This window comes from Clostridium bowmanii, assembly GCF_018861315.1.
GTDB lineage: Bacteria > Bacillota > Clostridia > Clostridiales > Clostridiaceae > Clostridium_AD > Clostridium_AD bowmanii.
Window position 1 is genome coordinate 207513 of sequence record NZ_JAHLDL010000003.1, and the last position, 19476, is coordinate 226988.

General features: G+C 32.5%; 23 protein-coding genes, 2 tRNA genes and 1 other annotated feature (1 of these 26 cut by a window edge). Of the genes, 1 reads left to right on the forward strand and 24 read right to left on the reverse strand.

Translation table 11 applies throughout. The features are described from left to right. Positions 1-22: a sequence feature (ribosomal protein L10 leader region), on the reverse strand; it reaches 117 nt to the left of the window's first position. Positions 23-59: 37 nt separating this feature from the next. From rplA to KPL51_RS03470, 17 genes are all read right to left on the reverse strand, one after another. Beyond that, on the reverse strand, positions 60-749 hold the full coding sequence (gene rplA, locus KPL51_RS03390) for a 50S ribosomal protein L1 (protein ID WP_216157338.1): 690 nt from the start codon (positions 747-749) through the stop codon (positions 60-62). 58 nt (positions 750-807) lie between these two features. Further along, positions 808-1233, reverse strand: coding sequence for a 50S ribosomal protein L11 (rplK, locus tag KPL51_RS03395; RefSeq protein ID WP_216157341.1), 426 nt, complete (start codon positions 1231-1233; stop codon positions 808-810). A 55-nt stretch (positions 1234-1288) separates the two neighbouring features. Then, positions 1289-1810, reverse strand: coding sequence for a transcription termination/antitermination protein NusG (nusG, locus tag KPL51_RS03400; RefSeq protein WP_216157344.1), 522 nt, complete (start codon positions 1808-1810; stop codon positions 1289-1291). Positions 1811-1845: 35 nt separating this feature from the next. After that, complete coding sequence (secE, locus tag KPL51_RS03405) at positions 1846-2070, reverse strand: preprotein translocase subunit SecE (RefSeq protein ID WP_216157432.1); 225 nt, start codon at positions 2068-2070, stop codon at positions 1846-1848. Positions 2071-2109: 39 nt separating this feature from the next. Next, positions 2110-2259 carry a 50S ribosomal protein L33 gene (gene rpmG, locus KPL51_RS03410; RefSeq protein ID WP_125002828.1) on the reverse strand — a complete coding sequence of 50 codons (150 nt, stop codon included), beginning with the start codon at positions 2257-2259 and terminating at the stop codon, positions 2110-2112. Positions 2260-2512: 253 nt separating this feature from the next. Beyond that, positions 2513-3706 (reverse strand): elongation factor Tu, encoded by a 1194-nt coding sequence (gene tuf, locus KPL51_RS03415; RefSeq protein WP_216157309.1) that lies wholly within the window; start codon positions 3704-3706, stop codon positions 2513-2515. Between the two features lie 80 nt (positions 3707-3786). Further along, positions 3787-3862, reverse strand: a tRNA-Thr gene (locus KPL51_RS03420). A gap of 9 nt (positions 3863-3871) precedes the next feature. Then, a tRNA-Gly gene (locus KPL51_RS03425) sits at positions 3872-3946 on the reverse strand. A 70-nt stretch (positions 3947-4016) separates the two neighbouring features. After that, entirely contained in the window at positions 4017-4658 is a 642-nt protein-coding gene (gene sigH, locus KPL51_RS03430) for an RNA polymerase sporulation sigma factor SigH (protein ID WP_216157348.1), read from the reverse strand. Between the two features lie 75 nt (positions 4659-4733). Further along, positions 4734-5243, reverse strand: a complete 510-nt coding sequence (locus KPL51_RS03435) for an NYN domain-containing protein (RefSeq protein ID WP_216157351.1) — start codon at positions 5241-5243, stop codon at positions 4734-4736. An 8-nt stretch (positions 5244-5251) separates the two neighbouring features. Next, a complete protein-coding gene (gene rlmB / locus KPL51_RS03440; RefSeq protein ID WP_224853639.1) occupies positions 5252-6037 on the reverse strand; it encodes a 23S rRNA (guanosine(2251)-2'-O)-methyltransferase RlmB in 786 nt (261 codons plus the stop codon). 335 nt (positions 6038-6372) lie between these two features. Further along, a complete protein-coding gene (gene thyX / locus KPL51_RS03445) occupies positions 6373-7176 on the reverse strand; it encodes an FAD-dependent thymidylate synthase (RefSeq protein WP_216157357.1) in 804 nt (267 codons plus the stop codon). 2 nt (positions 7177-7178) lie between these two features. After that, the gene (locus KPL51_RS03450) at positions 7179-7601 is read right to left on the reverse strand and encodes a Mini-ribonuclease 3 (protein WP_216157360.1); all 423 of its coding nucleotides are present in this window, start codon (positions 7599-7601) and stop codon (positions 7179-7181) included. A gap of 22 nt (positions 7602-7623) precedes the next feature. Beyond that, the gene (locus KPL51_RS03455) at positions 7624-9336 is read right to left on the reverse strand and encodes a proline--tRNA ligase (protein WP_216157363.1); all 1713 of its coding nucleotides are present in this window, start codon (positions 9334-9336) and stop codon (positions 7624-7626) included. Positions 9337-9521: 185 nt separating this feature from the next. After that, positions 9522-10214 carry a 2-C-methyl-D-erythritol 4-phosphate cytidylyltransferase gene (gene ispD, locus KPL51_RS03460; protein WP_216157366.1) on the reverse strand — a complete coding sequence of 231 codons (693 nt, stop codon included), beginning with the start codon at positions 10212-10214 and terminating at the stop codon, positions 9522-9524. Positions 10215-10239: 25 nt separating this feature from the next. Then, positions 10240-11346 carry a PIN/TRAM domain-containing protein gene (locus KPL51_RS03465; RefSeq protein WP_216157369.1) on the reverse strand — a complete coding sequence of 369 codons (1107 nt, stop codon included), beginning with the start codon at positions 11344-11346 and terminating at the stop codon, positions 10240-10242. A gap of 117 nt (positions 11347-11463) precedes the next feature. Further along, positions 11464-11937, reverse strand: a complete 474-nt coding sequence (locus KPL51_RS03470) for a CarD family transcriptional regulator (protein WP_216157372.1) — start codon at positions 11935-11937, stop codon at positions 11464-11466. A 146-nt stretch (positions 11938-12083) separates the two neighbouring features. Between KPL51_RS03470 and KPL51_RS03475 the strand changes: the two genes are divergently transcribed. After that, complete coding sequence (locus tag KPL51_RS03475) at positions 12084-12488, forward strand: nucleoside triphosphate pyrophosphohydrolase family protein (RefSeq protein ID WP_216157374.1); 405 nt, start codon at positions 12084-12086, stop codon at positions 12486-12488. Positions 12489-12524: 36 nt separating this feature from the next. On the opposite strand, the gene disA is transcribed toward KPL51_RS03475, so the two are convergent. From disA to KPL51_RS03505, 7 genes are all read right to left on the reverse strand, one after another. After that, entirely contained in the window at positions 12525-13589 is a 1065-nt protein-coding gene (gene disA / locus KPL51_RS03480; RefSeq protein ID WP_216157376.1) for a DNA integrity scanning diadenylate cyclase DisA, read from the reverse strand. A gap of 91 nt (positions 13590-13680) precedes the next feature. Then, positions 13681-13803: a hypothetical protein gene (locus tag KPL51_RS23925; protein WP_263628188.1), complete on the reverse strand. Its 123-nt coding sequence runs from the start codon at positions 13801-13803 to the stop codon at positions 13681-13683. Between the two features lie 178 nt (positions 13804-13981). Next, positions 13982-16417 carry an ATP-dependent Clp protease ATP-binding subunit gene (locus KPL51_RS03485; RefSeq protein WP_216157378.1) on the reverse strand — a complete coding sequence of 812 codons (2436 nt, stop codon included), beginning with the start codon at positions 16415-16417 and terminating at the stop codon, positions 13982-13984. Between the two features lie 272 nt (positions 16418-16689). Continuing rightward, on the reverse strand, positions 16690-17940 hold the full coding sequence (locus KPL51_RS03490) for an aminopeptidase P family protein (protein WP_216157380.1): 1251 nt from the start codon (positions 17938-17940) through the stop codon (positions 16690-16692). A gap of 341 nt (positions 17941-18281) precedes the next feature. Next, positions 18282-18506, reverse strand: a complete 225-nt coding sequence (locus tag KPL51_RS03495; protein ID WP_216157382.1) for a hypothetical protein — start codon at positions 18504-18506, stop codon at positions 18282-18284. Further along, positions 18469-18705, reverse strand: a complete 237-nt coding sequence (locus KPL51_RS03500) for a hypothetical protein (protein WP_216157384.1) — start codon at positions 18703-18705, stop codon at positions 18469-18471. The genes KPL51_RS03495 and KPL51_RS03500 overlap by 38 nt, the downstream gene beginning before the upstream one ends. 194 nt (positions 18706-18899) lie before the next feature. Beyond that, positions 18900-19476 (reverse strand): group II intron maturase-specific domain-containing protein (locus tag KPL51_RS03505; RefSeq protein ID WP_280526755.1); only part of this gene is annotated, 577 nt, incomplete at its 5' end.

Below are 19476 nucleotides of genomic sequence, written 5' to 3' on the forward strand. Positions count from 1 at the left end.
ACGGAATATTATCTATTTTACCTCTAGAATTATATCATTCAAAAGTCTTTTTGTCAATACTAGTCTAAGACTTTAGCTTGATTAACTTTTATTCCAGGTCCCATAGTGCTAGAAACTGATACTGATTTCAAGTATTGTCCTTTAGCCGCTGCTGGTTTAGCCTTAACTACTGCTTCCATTAAAGCATGGAAATTTTCGATTAATTTTTTAGAACCAAAAGATGCTTTTCCAAGTGGTACATGAATTATAGAAGTTTTATCAACTCTATACTCAACTTTACCAGCTTTTATTTCATTTATTGCTCTAGTAACATCAAATGTTACTGTTCCTGACTTTGGATTTGGCATTAATCCCTTAGGTCCAAGTACTCTACCTAATTTACCAACAACACCCATCATATCTGGTGTAGCAACAACTACATCAAATTCAAACCAATTTTCTTTTTGAATTTTATCAACTAATTCATCAGTTCCAACAAAATCAGCGCCTGCAAGTTCTGCTTCTTTAGCTTTTTCGCCTTTAGCAAAAACTAAAACTCTAACTACTTTACCTGTACCATGAGGAAGCACTACTGCTCCTCTTACTTGTTGATCTGCATGTCTTGGATCTACACCAAGGCTTACAGCAAGTTCTATAGTTTCATCAAATTTAGCCTTAGCAGTTTTTACCGTAAGTTCCATAGCTTCTGTTGGTGTGTATAGAGCTGTTTTGTCTATAAGTTTAGCGCTCTCTATGTAATTCTTTCCCATATTAATATCCTCCTTCGTGGTTATAACGGTTTTTACCTCCCACGTAATTAATTAAAAATTATTCTTCTACAACTATTCCCATACTTCTTGCTGTTCCAGCTATCATACTCATAGCTGCTTCAATTGATGCTGCATTTAAGTCTGGCATTTTTATTTCAGCTATTTCTTTTACTTTAGCTTTAGAAATTGTAGCAATTTTAGTTTTGTTTGGAACTCCTGAACCACTTTCAAGCCCAACTGCTTTCTTTAATAATATAGCTGCTGGTGGAGTCTTTAGTATGAAACTAAAAGATCTATCTTGATATACCGTTATTACTACTGGTATTATCATTCCTGCTTGATCAGAAGTTTTTGCGTTGAACTCTTTACAGAATCCCATGATATTAACACCGTGTTGTCCAAGTGCTGGTCCAACTGGTGGTGCTGGTGTTGCTTTTCCTGCAGGAAGTTGAAGTTTTATCATTCCTGTTATTTTCTTAGCCATGAGTTTATACCTCCTATATTGTGGTAATCGGATTAAAAATCCTCCCACTTGATACCTATTCTAATTTTTGTATTTGATTAAATTCCAGTTCAACAGGTGTTTCCCTGCCAAACATATTGATAAGTGCTTTAACTTTGTGCTTTTCTAAATGAATCTCTTGTATTAGCGCAACAAATCCTTCTAATGGTCCAAATGTTACCTGTATGTTCTCACCTATTTCGTAGTCAACAACTATCATTTTTTCTGCTATTCCCATAGTTCTAACTTCTTCTTCAGTGAGAGGCACTGGCTTAGAACCTGGTCCTACGAACCCTGTTACGCCCCTTGTGTTTCTAACTATATACCAAGATTCATCTGTCATAAGCATTTTAACCATAACATAACCTGGAAACACTTTTTTAAAAGTTATTTTTTTCTTGCCATCCTTTACTTCAACTACTTCTTCCATAGGCACTTGAATGTCATGTACATATTCTTCAAGGTTTCTATTTTCAATTGCTTTTTCTAGGTTGACTTTAACTTTATTTTCATAACCAGAATATGTATGTACAACGTACCATTTAGCTTTATCTGCCATAGCTCACGGGGTGGAATACTCCGTCCCCTACCTCCTTATTTAAAGATTAGTTTATAGAGGTTATTAAAACCATAATCCAACAAACCTACAAGAACTACAAAAATGAAAGAAAAACTTACAACTGCAATAGTTGATTTTTTAGTATCTTTTTTTGAAGGCCAAGTTATTCTTTTCGCTTCTGCTTTTAGTTCCCTAAAAAACTTTGACATTCCCTTTTGGTTTGATTTTTCTTTAAGTTTAACATTCCCATTAACAGCCATTTCATTCACATCCCCCACCGTTTTGTGTTTTATGCTGTATTATTTTGTCTCTTTATGAAGTGTATGTTTGTGGCAGAACTTGCAGTATTTTTTCATCTCTATTCTATCTGGGTTATTTTTCTTGTTCTTCATTGTATTGTAATTTCTCTGTTTACAATCAGTACATGCTAATGTTACTTTTACTCTCACAATCTACACCTCCCGGTTTTCCATCTATTTAAGAAAGCTCATGCTTAATAAGCACTATGCCATCTTTAGCATTTTTTATTTCACTTAAACAATTTATCACAACTTAATAGATATGTCAATGGATTAGTTAGTTTAAGGTGTTTTTTTATTAAATGCTCCTTATTATCCTAATTCAACCTACACATTTTGTTTTTTAGGAGCTAATGCATTAAGCTTAGCGTATTTATACCTATTAAGTTATATCTTTTCCATATTATTTAACTATTGAAGTAACAACTCCTGAACCTACTGTTCTTCCGCCTTCTCTGATTGCAAATCTTAATCCTTCATCCATTGCAACTTGAGTGATTAATTCTACATTCATGTCAATGTGGTCTCCTGGCATTACCATTTCCATTCCGTCTGGTAATTTGATTGAACCAGTTACATCAGTTGTTCTGAAGTAAAATTGTGGTCTATATCCGTCGAAGAATGGTGTATGTCTTCCGCCTTCTTCTTTTTTAAGTACATATACTTGACCTACAAATTTATCATGTGGATGTATTGAACCTGGTTTTGCAAGTACTTGACCTCTTTCTATATCTGCTCTTTGTACCCCTCTTAATAGTGCTCCAATGTTGTCTCCAGCCATTGCTTGATCTAGAAGTTTTCTGAACATTTCAACTCCTGTACATACAACTTTTCTTTTTTCTTCGCTAAGTCCAACGATTTCTACTTCTTCTCCAACCTTAAGTATACCAGTTTCAACTCTTCCTGTTGCTACTGTTCCACGTCCAGTAATTGTAAATACATCTTCTACTGGCATTAAGAATGGTTTATCTGTTGCTCTTGTTGGTGTTGGAATGTAAGTGTCTACAGCTTCCATTAATTCAAATATGCATTTTGATGCTTCTTCGTCTGTTGGATTTTCTAATGCTTTTAATGCAGATCCTGTTACAATTGGAATGTCATCACCAGGGAAGTCATACTCACTTAATAATTCTCTTACTTCCATTTCAACTAATTCTAATAATTCTGGATCATCTACCATATCTGCTTTGTTTAAGAATACTACTATATATCCTACTCCAACTCTGCTTGCGAGTAGTATGTGTTCTCTTGTTTGAGGCATTGGACCATCTGCTGCACTAACTACTAGGATTGCTCCATCCATTTGTGCTGCTCCTGTGATCATGTTCTTTACATAATCTGCATGTCCTGGGCAATCAACGTGTGCATAATGTCTATTTACTGTTTCATACTCAACGTGCGCAGTATTAATTGTAATTCCTCTTTCTCTTTCCTCTGGTGCTTTGTCAATTTGGTCAAACTTTGATGCTTGAGCTAACCCCTTAGTTGCAAGGACTGCTGTTATTGCTGCTGTTAGCGTTGTCTTGCCGTGATCTACGTGTCCTATTGTACCAATGTTTACATGTGGTTTAGTTCTTTCAAATTTTGCTTTTGCCATTTTGTATTCCTCCTTATTTAAACAATTACACTTTTGTGCAAGTAAACTTATCCTAGTGTGTTGTAGGACCTTAATAATTATGGAGCCCATAACCGGGATTGAACCGGTGACCTCCACCTTACCAAGGTGACGCTCTGCCGACTGAGCTATATGGGCACTTAATTTTGGAGCGGGAAACGGGTCTCGAACCCGCGACACCCAGCTTGGGAAGCTGGTGCTCTACCACTGAGCTACTCCCGCTGACGTACAACTTAAAGCTATACACCAGTTATTAATGTTACTATTGTTTGTTTTTTTTGTCAATACATTTTTACCTTTTACTTAGACATTTTTCTAATTTTCTTTTTACTCTTTGAAGTGCATTGTCAATAGACTTTGCATGTCTGTCTAAATCGCATGCAATTTCCTGATAAGATTTACCATCTAGGTAGGACATCAAGACTTCCATTTCTAACTCCGAAAGAACCTCACCTATTTCATTTTGAATACTAATTACTTCTTCCCTACTTATAACTAATTCCTCAGGATCAGTAATTTTAGCACCTGATAACACATCCAATAATGTTCTGTCTGATTCCTCATCATATATTGGTTTATTTAAAGATATATATGTATTAAGAGGAATATGTTTTTGGCGAGTAGCTGTTTTTATTGCTGTAATTATCTGTCTTGTAACACAAATTTCTGCAAAAGCCCTAAATGAAGACAATCTGTCCGCTTTAAAATCTCTAATAGCCTTATAGAGACCTATCATTCCTTCTTGATATATATCTTCTTTATCAGCACCAATCAAAAAATACGACTTAGCCTTGGCTTTAACAAAGTTTTTGTACTTATTAATTAAATATTCTTGTGCTCTAACATTTTTATTTTGTGCCTCAATAACTACCTCTTCATCCAACCTGTCTTCAAAGCATGAGATATCAACACTTACCCTAATTATTTTTTCCAACAAATATCCCCTCCACAGCAATCATGTGTCATATAAATGATTATACCTTAGAGGAATTTCCATAGTCAAGACAATTCAATGGTTCCTTCGTATTTTCTCAAGTTTCGCCAATGTTTTTTCATCTATTCTCTCTTCTAAGGAATTTCTTTTTTCTAAATACTTCTTTTCTGTCTTAATTCGAATTTTTTTTTCTATGCTAATTACTTCATAATAAAATTCAATAGAAGACATTCTAGTAGCCCCTCTTTGAAAAGTAACCTGTTGCACTAAAGAGTCAGATGTAACAACAGATATTTCACATTTTCTCCCAATATCGTTGACCATTCTTTCAATATATTTATCTGCTGTTTCACCTTCTTTAGTAAAAACCACAAATAAATTTCCTTGTTTTTCTTTTTTTTCAAGACTTCCTTTAACCATATGTGCATCAAAAACTATAAACATTTTATAACCCTTAAATTCCGTGTAGTTTTGAAGAGTGTCAATAAGTTGCTGCCTAGAAGATTCATAACTATAATCTTTAATCATATTAAGATTTGGCCAGCTATTAATAACATTATACCCATCTACAAAAACTGTTTTCACTTTTTACCTCATCTAATTTTTTGTTTCATAATTTCATACATTATTATACCACCAGCAACTGATGCATTCAAAGAGGTTATTTTACCAACCATAGGTATTTTCACTAAAACATCACATTTTTCTTTTGTAAGTTTAGAAATACCTCTCCCCTCACTTCCAATAACAAGGGCTACCGCACCAGTTAAATCAGTGTTAAAAATATAACTCTCAGCATCCATATCCGCACCATAAACCCAAACTCCACGTTCTTTTATTTCATCAATAGCAGCATTGATATTAGTTACTTTTGCTATCTTTACATGTTCAATTGCACCCGCGGATGTTTTATAAACTGTTGGTGTAGCCCCCACGTTTCTCCTCTTAGGTATAATTATACCATGAGCTCCGCATACCTCAGCTGTTCTTATGATAGACCCAAAATTATGAGGATCTTCTATCTCGTCTAGTATAATTATAAAAGGTTTTTCTCCTCTTTCATCTGCAGTTTTAAATATATCGCTCAATGAAAAATATTTGTATGGTGTAACTACTGCCATAACTCCTTGATGTGATGCCGTTTGTGACATCTCATCAAGCTTCCTTCTGTCAACCTCTTTTGTAACAATTCCTTTTTCTTTGGCAAGTGCCAATACTACACTTATAGATCCTATCATATCACCTTTGGCAATAAGAATATATTCTATAGTTCTATCTGATTTTAGTGCCTCAATAACTGCATTTCTTCCTTCAATTAAGTCTTCTCTAATGATTTTAGTTTCAGACCCTTCATTGGAATTACTATTTTTATGTTTCATTTCAGATTTTTCCCTAGTAATTTTCTTTCCATCTACAACATTCTCATCCATTTGTCTTTTCGTACTTATTTTGCTTTTCTCTTCTCTGCTTTCTTTTGCAACTTTTCCACCTTTTTCGTCATCTCTAAATCTTCTAGCTGGTTTGGCACTTTTATTATATTTACTACTTGAAGAACCTCTACTTTCTTTTGACGCAGGCTCCTTAGTCCAAACTCTTCTAGAACCCGTTGCACTTTTATCTTCTCTAGTACTTGAAGCCCCTCTATTCTCTCTAGGTTCTCTACTTCCTTGATGCTTTTTGTTGTCACTCATTTTAAATTCCTCACTTTCTTTATCTATTTAACTTCATATTCTTTTCTTACGTCCATAGTCTTTCCACAACACATAGAACCTTCAGGACATGTTCCACTTACACAACTTGGACCTGCATGTTTAAATAATGTAGGTGCTACAACCCTGGCTTGCATAAGCATTGTTTTTGCCATTTGCCGTATTTCCCATTGAGCTCTATTGCAACATCTCTGATTAAAGAAATGAATCAATTCTCTAGCATTCATAGTAACTATTATTTTAGTTTCACAAGCATTTGGAAATACATATCGTGCGTCCTCGATTGCCTTTTTCTCAGCTTTACTTTTAAGCATTATGTATTTTTTCTTTTCAATTTCTACAGTACTTACTAATTTTTCTAGGCTTAAATATTCCTTTATTAGAATATCCAATTCATTTTTGCACAAAATCTCCACTAACTGATTATACTCTATTTGGACGCGATTCATAGATTCTATAAATATTTTCTTTGCAACTTCATTTTTCTCAATATTTGGTGGAATTATGTATTCAAATTGTTCTAGCTTTACATATCTCTGACTTTGTTGAGAATATGATGCTACCCTATGTCTCACCAATTGATGAGTAAGACTTCTTGAAATGCCCTCAATTGCAAAGGTAAAACTAACATGTTCTATGGGCGAATGATGTCCATAAGTCATTAGCATATCCAAAAGCTTTTCGGTTTTCTTCTCATCTAAATTATCTAGTATTTCATCAACACCTACAGGGCTATAACAAAGTTTAGCTGCTGCTGCTATAACTTTTTCAGGGCTAGGTGTATGCTCTATTAATTTAACTACAAGCATGATTATTCATCCCCCAAATCAAAGTTTATAATTTTTTCAAAAATGCAATTTAACCGTTCATTTTTTTCACTCAAATATAAATAACCTACTAGTGCTTCAAACCCTGTAGCCCATTTATATTCATTTAAATTCGCATTTTTAGGTGTAGTTCCGCTTTTGGAATTTCTAGCTCTTTTAAATATACCCAGTTCTTCTTCATCTAAATCTTCTATTAATAATTTCATATATTCACTTTGCGCATGTGCTTTCACATATGTAACTGCTTTAACATGAATTTTATGAGCATTCATATCTCTATTTTTTTCTACAAGGTAAGTTCTAATAAACACCTCATAAATTGCATCTCCAACTATTGCAAGAACAAGAGGGTTTAACTGTTTAACTTGCTGCGTTGTAAATTTACCCTTTAGCATATTAAATTCCATGTTTATTCTGCTCCTTTATATATTACAATTTTATGTTATTACTTATAAATTCTTCTTTGACTCTCTCAATAACTGAACATATTTCCACTATTTCATTTTCTCCAGCACATCGTAATTTAAACTCAATGTTACCTTCGGAAATCTTTTTACCTACAGTAATTCTCATTGGAATTCCAATTAAATCTAAATCCTTAAATTTAACCCCAACTCTCTCATTTCTATCGTCCATGAGAACTTCTATTCCTAATTGTTTTAAGTCATTATAAATCTTTTCAGCGATTCTCATTTGCTCTTCATCTTTTATAGATACAGGTACTACTACAATCTGATATGGCGCCACCGCCATTGGCCATATTATGCCATTTTCATCATGATGCTTTTCAATAACAGCTGCCATTATTCTATTTATACCTATACCATACCACCCTAAAACTAAAGGTTGATTTTTTCCATCTTGCCCCATAAATGTTGCACCCATAGTCTTTGAATACTTTGTTCCTAATTTAAATATGTGAGCTACTTCTATGCTTCTACCAATAGTAAGCTGTAATCCACACTTACTGCATTTATCACCCTCAGCTGCTTTCCTATAGTCGCCAACTTGACCTTTAAAATCTTTTCCATAATTAACATTTTCGTAATGATATCCTGTATCATTTGCACCGACCATAAAATTATACATATTAGCTACCTCTTCGTCAACTAATAATACGTCGGATACAATACCAATTGGGCCTGCAAATCCAACTTCTGCAGAAGTGGATTTCATTACAGTCTCTATATCAGCCAATTCAAACTTCATAGCTCCACCTATTGCATTAATTACTTTACTCTCATTTAATTGTCTATCTCCACGTACCATAACAGCAACTACTTTATCATCCGCCTTATAAATAAGGGTTTTAGCGAATTTTTTATTTGTGGTATTAAAGAACACTGCTAAATCATCTATGGTTTTCACATTTGGAGTTAATGTTTTTTTAAGTTCTTTAAACTCCTCTTTTTGCGTAGGCTCTGGATTACTTGGGGCATTTTCCATATTTGCTGCATAACTACATGAACTGCAAAAAATGACCTCATCTTCACCAACTTCAGATTTAACCATAAATTCTACTGAATTAGTGCCACCAATTGCGACCGAATCAGCCTCAACAGCTTTACATTCCAGCGCACATCTTCTAAACACATTGTTGTAAGCATCCTGCATTTTATTGTAGGATATATCTAATCCTTCACTACTTGCATCAAAACTACATGCTTCTCCCATTATAAACTCTCTTGATCTCATAACACCAAATTTTGGTGACTTCTCATCTCTGTAATTATTTTGAACTTGATATAAATTTAATGGTAATTGTTTATAAGATTTAATTTCATTTATAGCTATATCAGTAAACGCCTCTTCATGTTTAGCCGCTAAGCAGAATTCATTCCCACTTCTGTCTTTTAGTCTAAACATTTCCACACCCAAAACATCACATTTGTTAGACTCCGACAATGTTTCTGAAGGCAATAAATTTGATGCTAAAAACTCTTGTGCATCTATATCCTCCATTTCACATCTAACAATATCTTCTATCTTTCTTATAACTTTTATTCCAAATGGCATGTACGTGTATAACCCTGATCCCGTTTTTCTTATCATACCAGCTCTTAACATTAATTTATGACTCCATATTTCTGCCTCTGCGGGTACTTCTCTTAGCGTACTTATTAGCATTTTTGATAATTTCATGAATATTCCCCCTTTTATAGTTAGGCATGTTCAAATAAACACCTACTTATTAAAACACTAAAATATCAAAAAATAAAAAACTCGCCCTATTTTAGGGCGAGTTAACTCGCGGTACCACCTAAAATTTAATTGTTAAAAAAATTCTTTATAATTACTATTTACGATACACATTAAATGTGATGGTGTCAACAGTTAAACTTTTCTAATATTTGTCTTCCCATCTCCAAATCCTCTGGTGTTGTAATCTTTATGTTATTGTAACTGCCCTCATAAAGATATACCTTATTACCATACCTTTCAACTACCATAGTATCATCAGTTACCTTGATGCCTTCTTCGTTAATTTTATTATGACAATTTAATATAAGATCATACTTAAATGCTTGAGGGGTTTGAACACAGAAAAGTGTTTCTCTATCTGGAGCTTCCATAGAAAATCCAGAAGAGTCTCTAATTTTAATAGTATCCTTGGGCTTTACTCCACAAGCAGTGGCTCCATATAAATTAGCATATATGATTGCATTTTTAATAATAGATTCGTTTATAAAAGGTCTTGCACCATCATGAATAAGTACAACTTCGCAATTTGATGCAGCCTTTAGACCATTAAGCACAGAATGTTGTCTCTCCTTGCCACCAATAACCACATTTTTCACTTTTAAAAAATTATATTTTTTAATTATATTTTCTTTGCAATAATCCATTTCACCCTCTGCTACAACTACTATAATATCATCTATGCAATTGCATTGCGTGAAAGCTTTTAAAGTATAATACAAAATGGGACGATTCTTAATATTTAGGTATTGCTTGTTAATAGTCTCTCCCATACGGCTACCCTTGCCCGCCGACAAAATTATGGCACAATTTCTACTCATATAAAACCTCGCTTACATAATATGATTAACTTTTTACTAAGGAATCTTTATTTTTAGCAAAAATCATCCTACCTGCAGCAGTCTGAAGTACTGATGTTACAATAACAACTATATTTTCACCAATATAACGTCTTCCACCTTCAACAACAATCATTGTGCCATCATCTAGATATGCTATTCCTTGGCCTGATTCTTTTCCATCTTTCATCACTTGAATTTTCATTTCTTCCCCTGGAAGTACTACTGGTTTTACCGCATTAGCAAGTTCATTAATGTTTAAAACTGGAACTCCTTGGAATTCAGCCACCTTATTAAGATTAAAATCATTTGTAATTACTTTACCATTCAAAACCTGAGCTAATTTTAGGAGTTTGCTATCCACTTCTGCAATATTCGGAAAATCTTTTTCCCAAATTTCAACCTCGATATTTAATTCTTTTTGAATTTTGTTTAGTATGTCCAATCCTCGTCTTCCTCTATTTCTCTTAAGTCCATCAGAAGAATCAGCTATATGCCTAAGCTCCTCTAATACAAATGTAGGTATTATTAGCGGACCTTCAACAAAACCAGTTTGACAAATATCAAATATCCTACCATCAATTATTACAGACGTATCTAATACTTTTGGATTTTCATTAGTAAACCCCTTGGTTTTTTTGTCTTTAAACCCGTCTTTCTTTTTAATGCTTGTAAAGAAAGATAATATTTCATCTCTTTTTCTAGCACAAATGTCAGCTCCTAAAGCTGCCATTATCACTGTAAAAATAACAGCAATTATATTCCATATAGGTGATTGATATTTAAATAATCCAGCAAATAAGGCTGCAATTACAAGACCTATTATTGCACCACCTGTTCCAAAAATAATTTGTGCCGTGGGCATCTTCTGTACACTTTTCTCCACATAATCCATAAGCCTCATTATCAAAGACACGATTATAGGAGATATTAGAAATAAAATACCTCCAAAAACCAAACTAGAAAAAACAATGAATATTATTCCTTTAATTGTACCACTTTCAAAGTTATTAAGACCAACAAAATAACTTGTAGTTAGAAGCATATCTCCTACTAAGTACCCTATAATTAATCCTATTATTGTAAAAAGTCCTCTTAAAATTTTTTTCAACAAAAAATTTCACCTCCTTTTAAATTATTAACACTTAATCCAATTTATATCCTGTTATTATCTAATATATACTATAATTTTCCGTATTTCAATGAAATCTGTCATACAATTAACAATTTGTTAAACTAAGTTCCTTATTTTACGTAATGCCCCATCCATATTAATTCCCAATACTAACATTATTTCACTGGCTACCATGCCTTCAACTCTTTCTAATATCTTTTCCTCTCCTGGCGGAAGCAGATTTTCTTTTTTTAAATAATATAAATCTCTAACTACCTGACACATTTTTATAGCATCTCCGCTTTGAATTTTTTTCTTATTAATTCTATACCTATTATTCCAATTACTTTCTATATAATCAAAATGGTTTGATATTATATTCAAGACCTTCTCTAATTCTAATTTACTCAAAATTCTTCTTATTTTGTAATTCTCTATTTTTTCTATGGGAATCATAAAATTCATATTATCCAGTATAATGTAAATATTTACATATTTGCCTTTTATAAAAGACAATTCATTGCTATCTATATTTTGTACATACCCAGCACCATAATCTGCTAAAAATACGTTTTCACCAATATTTAACATAACATTCCCCCTATGAATAAAACTGCTATTGATTTATTATATATTCATAAGCTGAAATTCGTACTTAATTTATTGACAAAAACATAATATAAAACTTATAATTAATATAGTGTAGTTATTTAAATCTTTATAAGGAGCTGAACACAATGAAAGATTGTATATTTGATAATTTTCAAAATTCTGTGGATGAGTCACTATTGCGACATAGAAGTATTTTAGATATAATTACTAAGCTTCAAGAATCAGAGGCCCGGGTTAATAGAGCTGTTGTAAAGTCTATTACAAATTGTGGTTGTATTAAAGTGGAAGCAAAAAAGCAGTATACTCCTGATAATATAGATGATTTGGATTTAGATACTCTTAGTTCATCACTTGATACACATATGGAAGGTAATCTTTGCGAAAACTGTAGAGAAGTTATAGAGAGAGAAATTGGAAACAATCTTTTCTATACTACCTCACTATGCAACCTTCTAGATTTAAATTTATATGATGTTATTTTAAAAGAATATGACAAAATTAATACCTTAGGTAAATATAACCTTAGATAAAAATATAGCACAAACTAAGTTGAAACTTATTTTGTGCTATATTTGTTTGTCTAACATGAATTTTTCTTTTAATCTTCTCAATCCATTTTTAATAGCTTTGGCTCTAGCTTCACCTATTCCTTCTACACTATCAAGTTGTTCATAAGAAGCTTCCATTGTACCTTTTAATTCTCTAAAGTTCTTAACTAAGTTTTCTATAACATTCACAGGTATTCGAGGTATTTTATTTAGCATCCTATATCCTCTTGGAGAAATTAAGGTATCCACTAGTGGAACACCTACATATCCAATGATTTTAGAAATAAAGTCTAAATCCATTAGTTCCTCAGAACTCAAATTTTCTATTTGTCTATACATCTCAGTATAGTTCATGCCACTTTGACAATAATCTCTCATTAAGAGTATTCCATCCTCTTCAACGCTTCTAATCAGCTCATTGAGTTGCATTGAAATTAGTCTACCTTCATTCCCTAATTCACAAATATATCTTTCTATTTCTCCAACTATTCTCATAACCATTTCTGTCCTTTGTATAGCTGATATCACGTCAAAAAGAGTAGCTAAATCTTGGAATTCTAAAAGATTTAGATTACTTACCACTCGCTCAAGAACTGAAACATATTTTTCTAAGGTCTGAACAGCTTGATTTGCCTTTGCTAAAATAACACTACTATCTCTTAAAACATATTTTATATCATCTTTGTAAACAGTTATGATAGTTCTTCTTTGGGATATTGCAACAACAACCGATCCAGTTTGCTTAGCTATTCTCTGAGCTGTTCTGTGCCTTGTTCCCGTCTCAAAAGTGGGTATAGTAGGACTAGGCATAAGTTGAGTATTTGCATATAATATTTTTTTAAGGTCACTGCTTATTACTATAGCTCCGTCCATCTTTGCTAGTTCATATATATAAGCGGGACTATACTCTGCATTTATTCCAAAACCACCATCTACGATATCTAATATTTCCCTTCCATCTCCTAAAACAATAAGCCCACCAGTTTTAGCTCTTAAAATATTTTCAAGCCCTTCTCTAAGGGAAGTGCCTGGCGCCATTGTTTTTAGTATACTCATAAGTTCCTTGCTTTTCTCTTCTCTCATTTTTTTCTCCCTATTTAATAGATATCCCCATTAAAAAATCTTATTTAAAATATCTTTTAATGAATCTGTACCTATAATATTAATACGCTTGTCAATAATCTCTTTGAATTTCTCTCAGGTATAATAGTATTTTTAACCCTAACTTACTTGCTTCACTAAATATCTTGTCGCATTGAGCTATTGGTCTTCCTTCACCTACAAGGCCAATTTCCATAAATGCGCCCTCCTATTTTTATTTAACTATAATATCTTTATTTTAAACAGTAACGTCAATAAAAATCACTTTTGAATTATTTATTTTTAATGTAATTTAAAAAACCACTCAAGAGTGGTTTTAAAAAAATAATATAATTAAAGTATATACTTTTTGCTATATATAAACAACATTAAAATTATAAAGTCTTAAAAATCAATTTATTCTCTCTAACGAAAACACTTACATCATCACCCTTGTTAATATTCCCCCTAAGTATTTCTTCAGAAAGCACATCTTCCACAGACTTTGTAATTTCTCGCCTTAAAGGTCTAGCGCCATATTCAGTATTAATTCCAGCCGTAGCTAAATGTTTTTTAGTCTCCTCATTAAAAGTAATATTGATTTCGAGGTCTTTTAGGCGCTTCTCCACTACATTAAGCATTAATTCTACTATTTTATATAATTCCTCTTTTTCCAATGAATGAAACACAATAATGTCATCTAATCTATTTAAGAATTCTGGTTTAAATGAACGTTTTAATTCCTCCATTATATTTTCTTTCATCTTTTCATATTCTGAATCTATACCCTTTTTCTTTATGTCGAACCCTAAAGACTTCTGCTTTTTTAGAGTAGCTGCACCTACATTTGATGTCATTATAATTACTGTATTTTTAAAGTCTACTGTTTTTCCTTTCCCATCTGTTAGCCTTCCATCTTCTAATATCTGTAATAAAATATTAGTTACGTCTGGATGGGCTTTTTCAATTTCATCAAAAAGTATAACGCAATAAGGGTTCCTTCTCACCTTTTCTGTTAATTGGCCACCATCATCAAAACCTACATACCCTGGCGGTGAACCCACAAGCCTTGAAACAGTATGTTTATCCATATATTCAGACATATCTATTCTTACCATGTTATTTTCATTACCAAACATACCCTCAGCCAATGCTTTTGATAACTCTGTTTTACCTACACCAGTTGGACCTAAGAATATAAAAGAGCCTATAGGTCTCTTGGGGTCCTTCAAACCTACCCTAGCCCGCCTAACGGCTTTTGAAATAGATTTCACAGCCTCATTTTGTCCTATTACTCTCCTATGGAGTGATTCTTCTAGCTTTAGTAATTTCTCAGATTCCTTTTGGGTCAATTTTTCTATAGGAATATTAGTCCATTTTGACACAACACTGGCAATTTCAAGTTCAGAAACTATTAATTCATCACCTTGATTTTGAGTTTTCCAATTATTTTTAGAATTATCTAATTTATCCTTTAATTGTTTTTCGCAGTCTCTTAACTTAGCAGCTTTTTCATAGTCCTGTACTGAAATAGCATCAGATTTCTCTTTAGAAATTTTATCTATTTCATCTTCCAAATCTTTCAAATTTGGTGGGGCGGTTAAATTTCGAATTCTTACTTTTGCCCCAGCTTCATCAATAAGATCTATTGCTTTATCAGGTAAATATCTATCAGATATATATCTATCTGATAAGGTTACAGCGGCCTCGATTGCGCCATCTGTAATCTTAACTCTATGATGTGCTTCATACTTATCTCTTAGCCCTTTTAATATATCAACAGCTTCCTCTTTACTTGGTTCTCCTACCGTTATAGGTTGAAACCTTCTCTCCAGTGCTGAGTCCTTTTCGATGTACTTTCTATATTCATCTATAGTAGTCGCGCCTATGCATTGAAGTTCCCCCCGAGCAAGCGCTGGTTTTAATATATTAGACGCATCAATAGCACCTTCCGCTCCCCCCGCTCCAATGATAGTATGGATTTCATCAATAAATATAATAACATCTCCTGCTTCTACTATCTCCTGCATAACCTTTTTAAGCCTTTCCTCAAATTCTCCTCTATATTTAGATCCTGCCACCATGGAGGATATATCCAATGTTATTACTCTTTTATTTTTTAGAATTTCAGGAATACTTCCTGTTGCTATTCTTTGTGCAAGACCTTCTGCTATAGCGGTTTTACCCACACCAGCTTCTCCGATAAGGCAGGGATTATTCTTCATTCTTCTGCACAAAATTTCGAGTAGCCTTTGAGTTTCATTATCTCTTCCTATAACAGGGTCAAGCTTACCCTCTCTTGCCATTTCAGTTAGGTCTTTACCAAAATGATCTAATGTTTCGATACCATGTTGCTTTTTTTCTTTTGATAAACTTCCCTTTTGAATATCTTCAGAGGACCAATTATTTAGTATATCATTTCTTATCTTGTTAAAATTCGCTCCTAAATTAGTTAAAATTGTGTAGGCAACACCTTCTTCTTCTCGAATTAAAGCAAGCAAAATATGTTCTGGACTAATATAATTATGATTTAAATTTCTGGCTTCTATCAGACTTAATTCTAATAATCGTTTTGTCCTAGGAGTTAGAGGTATCTCATTTCTACGCATCTCTACGTCTCCTTCACCCTCATACTCCATTACTAATTTTTTTACCCCTTCTGAAGAAATCTTCATATCATTCAATGATTTTTTACATAACCCATCTTGTTCCTTTAGAATTCCTAAAAGTATATGCTCTGTGCCCACATACCCATGCTTTAACTCCTCAGCCTCTTCTTGAGCATATACCAATACCTTTTGCGCTCTTTCTGTGAATTTATTAAACATCATATTCAAACACCTCACTTGAAACGAATTTACTTATATCTTTAATTATGCCCACTTTCATTTCATTCTTACACATTATTTTCCTTCAAAATCAAAGTAATTTTCTACCACATATTGTTATTCTATAAAAAGTTCTTTTACCCTGCTTTAAAAAATACTTTCCGTGATAGTTTTTTTTACATTTTTGTACATAATATTCTTATCTTTATATATTTTCGCAAAATAAAAAGCTTACCCTCCAAAAATAAGAAGATAAGCAGTAAGATATGAACTTTTTAATGATTATGACTTCCCATAAACTCTTCGATTTCTTCTATGGTTTTAATTATTTGTATAGAAATATTTTCACAACCATCTTCCGTAATTAATATATCATCTTCTATTCTAATGCCAATATTTTCCTCCTCTATGTAGAGTCCTGGCTCATTAGTAAGGACCATTCCTGGTTTTAATTCCAGATCTCTACTTCCCACATCATGAGTATCTAGTCCTAAATAATGGCTTACACCATGGAAATAATACCTAGGTAACTCGATAGCATCTTTAATAAGACCTAACTCTATGCATCCTGCCGCAAGTACTTTTTTAGCCGTCTCGTTTAAAACTGAGAATAATATACCTGGCCTTGCAACAGCTGTTACTGCTTCTTGGGCTCTTAGTACTACATTATATACCTGCTTTTGTCGCTCAGTAAATTTTCCATTAACAGGGAATGTGCGACTTATATCTGCATTATAATATTTATATTGAGCACCTAAGTCAAATAATATTAATTTACCATCTTCAAGTTCACTATTATTCTGGTCATAATGAAGTATTGTGGCATTTTTACCACAAGCTGCAATAGTATGGAAAGCATAGTCTGTTATGCCATTGGTTTTTAATACAAAATCAAAATAAGCCTCTAGCGAATATTCTTTCATTCCTGCTTTAGAATTTCTCATTAATTCCTTTATACCTTTGTCCGTTATATCTATAGCTTCTCTTATTAAATCTATTTCTTCCTCTGATTTGATAAGCCTAAGATTTGATATATCATGGTGTATATTTTTTATTCTTAAATAAGAGTACCTTTCCATTACAACCTTAGCAAACATTTGTGGCGAGGTCATTGATATATGAAACTGTTGCCTTTCAAGATCTAAGTATAAATTATCTATTTTGGCTCTATCCATAATAGCCCCAAAAGTTTCTTCAAATTCCTTTAAGAACTTAATACTTTCTATGCCTGAAATCTCTTTTGCTTCTACTTCTGGCATTTTTTCTCCTACCCATCTAGCCATAATAGGATCATTCTTTTCTATAAATAGTGTTTCATCCACCTTACCATTTCTTTTCACTAACATTAAAATCATTTTTTCTCTGTCTATACCCGTTAAATAATAAAAATTTCTGTTTGGAGTGAAAGCATATGTTTCATCTGCTGATTTATATGGGGCCTCACCTGCAAACATTAATGTTATGGAATTCTCTTCTAATTTAGCCCATAAATTAGTTCTATTTTTTATAAATAACTCTTTTTTCATTACAATTCCCCCTACCTAGTTAAGTATAAAACCAATACGTTCTTTAGATATCTTTTCTCTCTATAACATAACACTGAGCTCAAGTATTTTCAATATTTTTTTATAGTTGATTTAAGATGTATGAATAACTCCCTAAAATGTTTTCAAAGATGATAACAAACTAACACGAAGAACCCGCTTATAATGGATTCAAATAATATTATTACCCCTTTATAATCTTCTATAAAATCAAAAACAAATTTCGGAAAGTCACCTCTGAAATTTGTCTTATTAAAATACTATAAAAATACTTAGGTGCTATTTAACTTCTCATCTATTATGTTTGTATATCAATTAACTAATTACTTGGATAATTCATTATTATTATGAATCCGTAGTCCATTTTCTAAGTCCACAGATGGTATCATTGACTTAGATGTCATTGTAGAATCTGCATAACTGTTAATCACTAGTGGATGTGGTGTCACTTTCCCTGGGCAGTCTGAACCATATGCTTGCTCTATTAATCTGGTATCTATAAGATCATCTTTATTTTCTCTTTTGTGATGTGATATAATATTCGCCATTTTCTTTGCCTCCTTGTGACACAACCGTAAAATAATTATTTTCTAACATTTTACACAATATCTTTATTTCTTCAGTGCTTTTCATTTTTGATGTAATTGTAAACTTATCATTTTCGTCAATCAACTCCATATAATCATGAATGCTGCTATAATCACTTAAATTAATATCAGAAACAAGATCTAATCTATATTCAGACATTCAGTTCTCCCCTCTTTGATATATTTAAGATTAGGGTTTGCAATTTCAATTAAAATATGCACATTTATATTAATATATCTATTTAGTATATTAGAATTTAGTTTTCAAATCAAGTAGGAGGCTAATCATTATTTGATTAGCCGACCTCTTACACCACCGTGCGTACCGTTCGGTACACGGCGGTTCAATAGAAATTAATGTTTTAATAAATATGTTTCTGATATAGAAACTAATCCTAAATTTTTAAGGTATTTATTGGTTAATGTTTTGTTTAATATAGGACTATTGGAAGTTCTCCAATAGCTTTTCCTAGTATTTGCATATTGCCAAGCTTTATTGTTATTTAAACCTAATTTAATAAGGTTTTCATGCTTGGTTTTAATCTTTTTCCATTGTTTCCAAAAACACATTCTAATTCTTCGTCTTAACCATTCATCAAGTGTTTTAAGAATAGTTTTAATATCTGCGATAGCAAAATAGTTTACCCATCCAACTATCACCTGCTTAAGTTTCCTAAATCTATATTCCATGCTCATCGCATTACTTCTTGAAGTTAATTCCTTTAGCTTTGCTTTGAATTTACATATAGGTTTTTGAGGAACTCTCATTCTATATTCACCTTTTGCTCGGTAAAACGAAAATCCTAAAAATTTAAGTTTCCAAGGTCTATCTACTGTACTCTTTTCTTTATTCACTTTAAGCTTTAATTTTTCCTCAATAAATCTTGTAATACTCTTCATTACTCTATTTGCTGATTTCTCGCTTTTAACA

Excerpts from the sequence above, each read along its gene's own strand:
- disA (WP_216157376.1), bottom strand. The coding sequence starts at position 13,589 with ATGAGAGAAGAGAAAAGCAAGGAACTTATGAGTATACTAAAAACAATG.
- secE (WP_216157432.1), bottom strand. The coding sequence starts at position 2,070 with ATGGCTGTTAATGGGAATGTTAAACTTAAAGAAAAATCAAACCAAAAG.
- KPL51_RS03475 (WP_216157374.1), top strand. The coding sequence starts at position 12,084 with ATGAAAGATTGTATATTTGATAATTTTCAAAATTCTGTGGATGAGTCA.
- KPL51_RS03485 (WP_216157378.1), bottom strand. The coding sequence starts at position 16,417 with ATGATGTTTAATAAATTCACAGAAAGAGCGCAAAAGGTATTGGTATAT.
- tuf (WP_216157309.1), bottom strand. The coding sequence starts at position 3,706 with ATGGCAAAAGCAAAATTTGAAAGAACTAAACCACATGTAAACATTGGT.
- KPL51_RS03450 (WP_216157360.1), bottom strand. The coding sequence starts at position 7,601 with ATGGAATTTAATATGCTAAAGGGTAAATTTACAACGCAGCAAGTTAAA.
- KPL51_RS03490 (WP_216157380.1), bottom strand. The coding sequence starts at position 17,940 with ATGAAAAAAGAGTTATTTATAAAAAATAGAACTAATTTATGGGCTAAA.
- ispD (WP_216157366.1), bottom strand. The coding sequence starts at position 10,214 with ATGAGTAGAAATTGTGCCATAATTTTGTCGGCGGGCAAGGGTAGCCGT.
- rplA (WP_216157338.1), bottom strand. The coding sequence starts at position 749 with ATGGGAAAGAATTACATAGAGAGCGCTAAACTTATAGACAAAACAGCT.
- KPL51_RS03500 (WP_216157384.1), bottom strand. The coding sequence starts at position 18,705 with ATGTCTGAATATAGATTAGATCTTGTTTCTGATATTAATTTAAGTGAT.
- thyX (WP_216157357.1), bottom strand. The coding sequence starts at position 7,176 with ATGCTTGTAGTTAAATTAATAGAGCATACACCTAGCCCTGAAAAAGTT.
- nusG (WP_216157344.1), bottom strand. The coding sequence starts at position 1,810 with ATGGCAGATAAAGCTAAATGGTACGTTGTACATACATATTCTGGTTAT.
- KPL51_RS03495 (WP_216157382.1), bottom strand. The coding sequence starts at position 18,506 with ATGGCGAATATTATATCACATCACAAAAGAGAAAATAAAGATGATCTT.
- KPL51_RS03455 (WP_216157363.1), bottom strand. The coding sequence starts at position 9,336 with ATGAAATTATCAAAAATGCTAATAAGTACGCTAAGAGAAGTACCCGCA.
- rlmB (WP_224853639.1), bottom strand. The coding sequence starts at position 6,037 with ATGAAACATAAAAATAGTAATTCCAATGAAGGGTCTGAAACTAAAATC.
- KPL51_RS03470 (WP_216157372.1), bottom strand. The coding sequence starts at position 11,937 with ATGTTAAATATTGGTGAAAACGTATTTTTAGCAGATTATGGTGCTGGG.
- rplK (WP_216157341.1), bottom strand. The coding sequence starts at position 1,233 with ATGGCTAAGAAAATAACAGGAATGATAAAACTTCAACTTCCTGCAGGA.
- KPL51_RS23925 (WP_263628188.1), bottom strand. The coding sequence starts at position 13,803 with ATGGAAATTGGCCTTGTAGGTGAAGGAAGACCAATAGCTCAATGCGAC.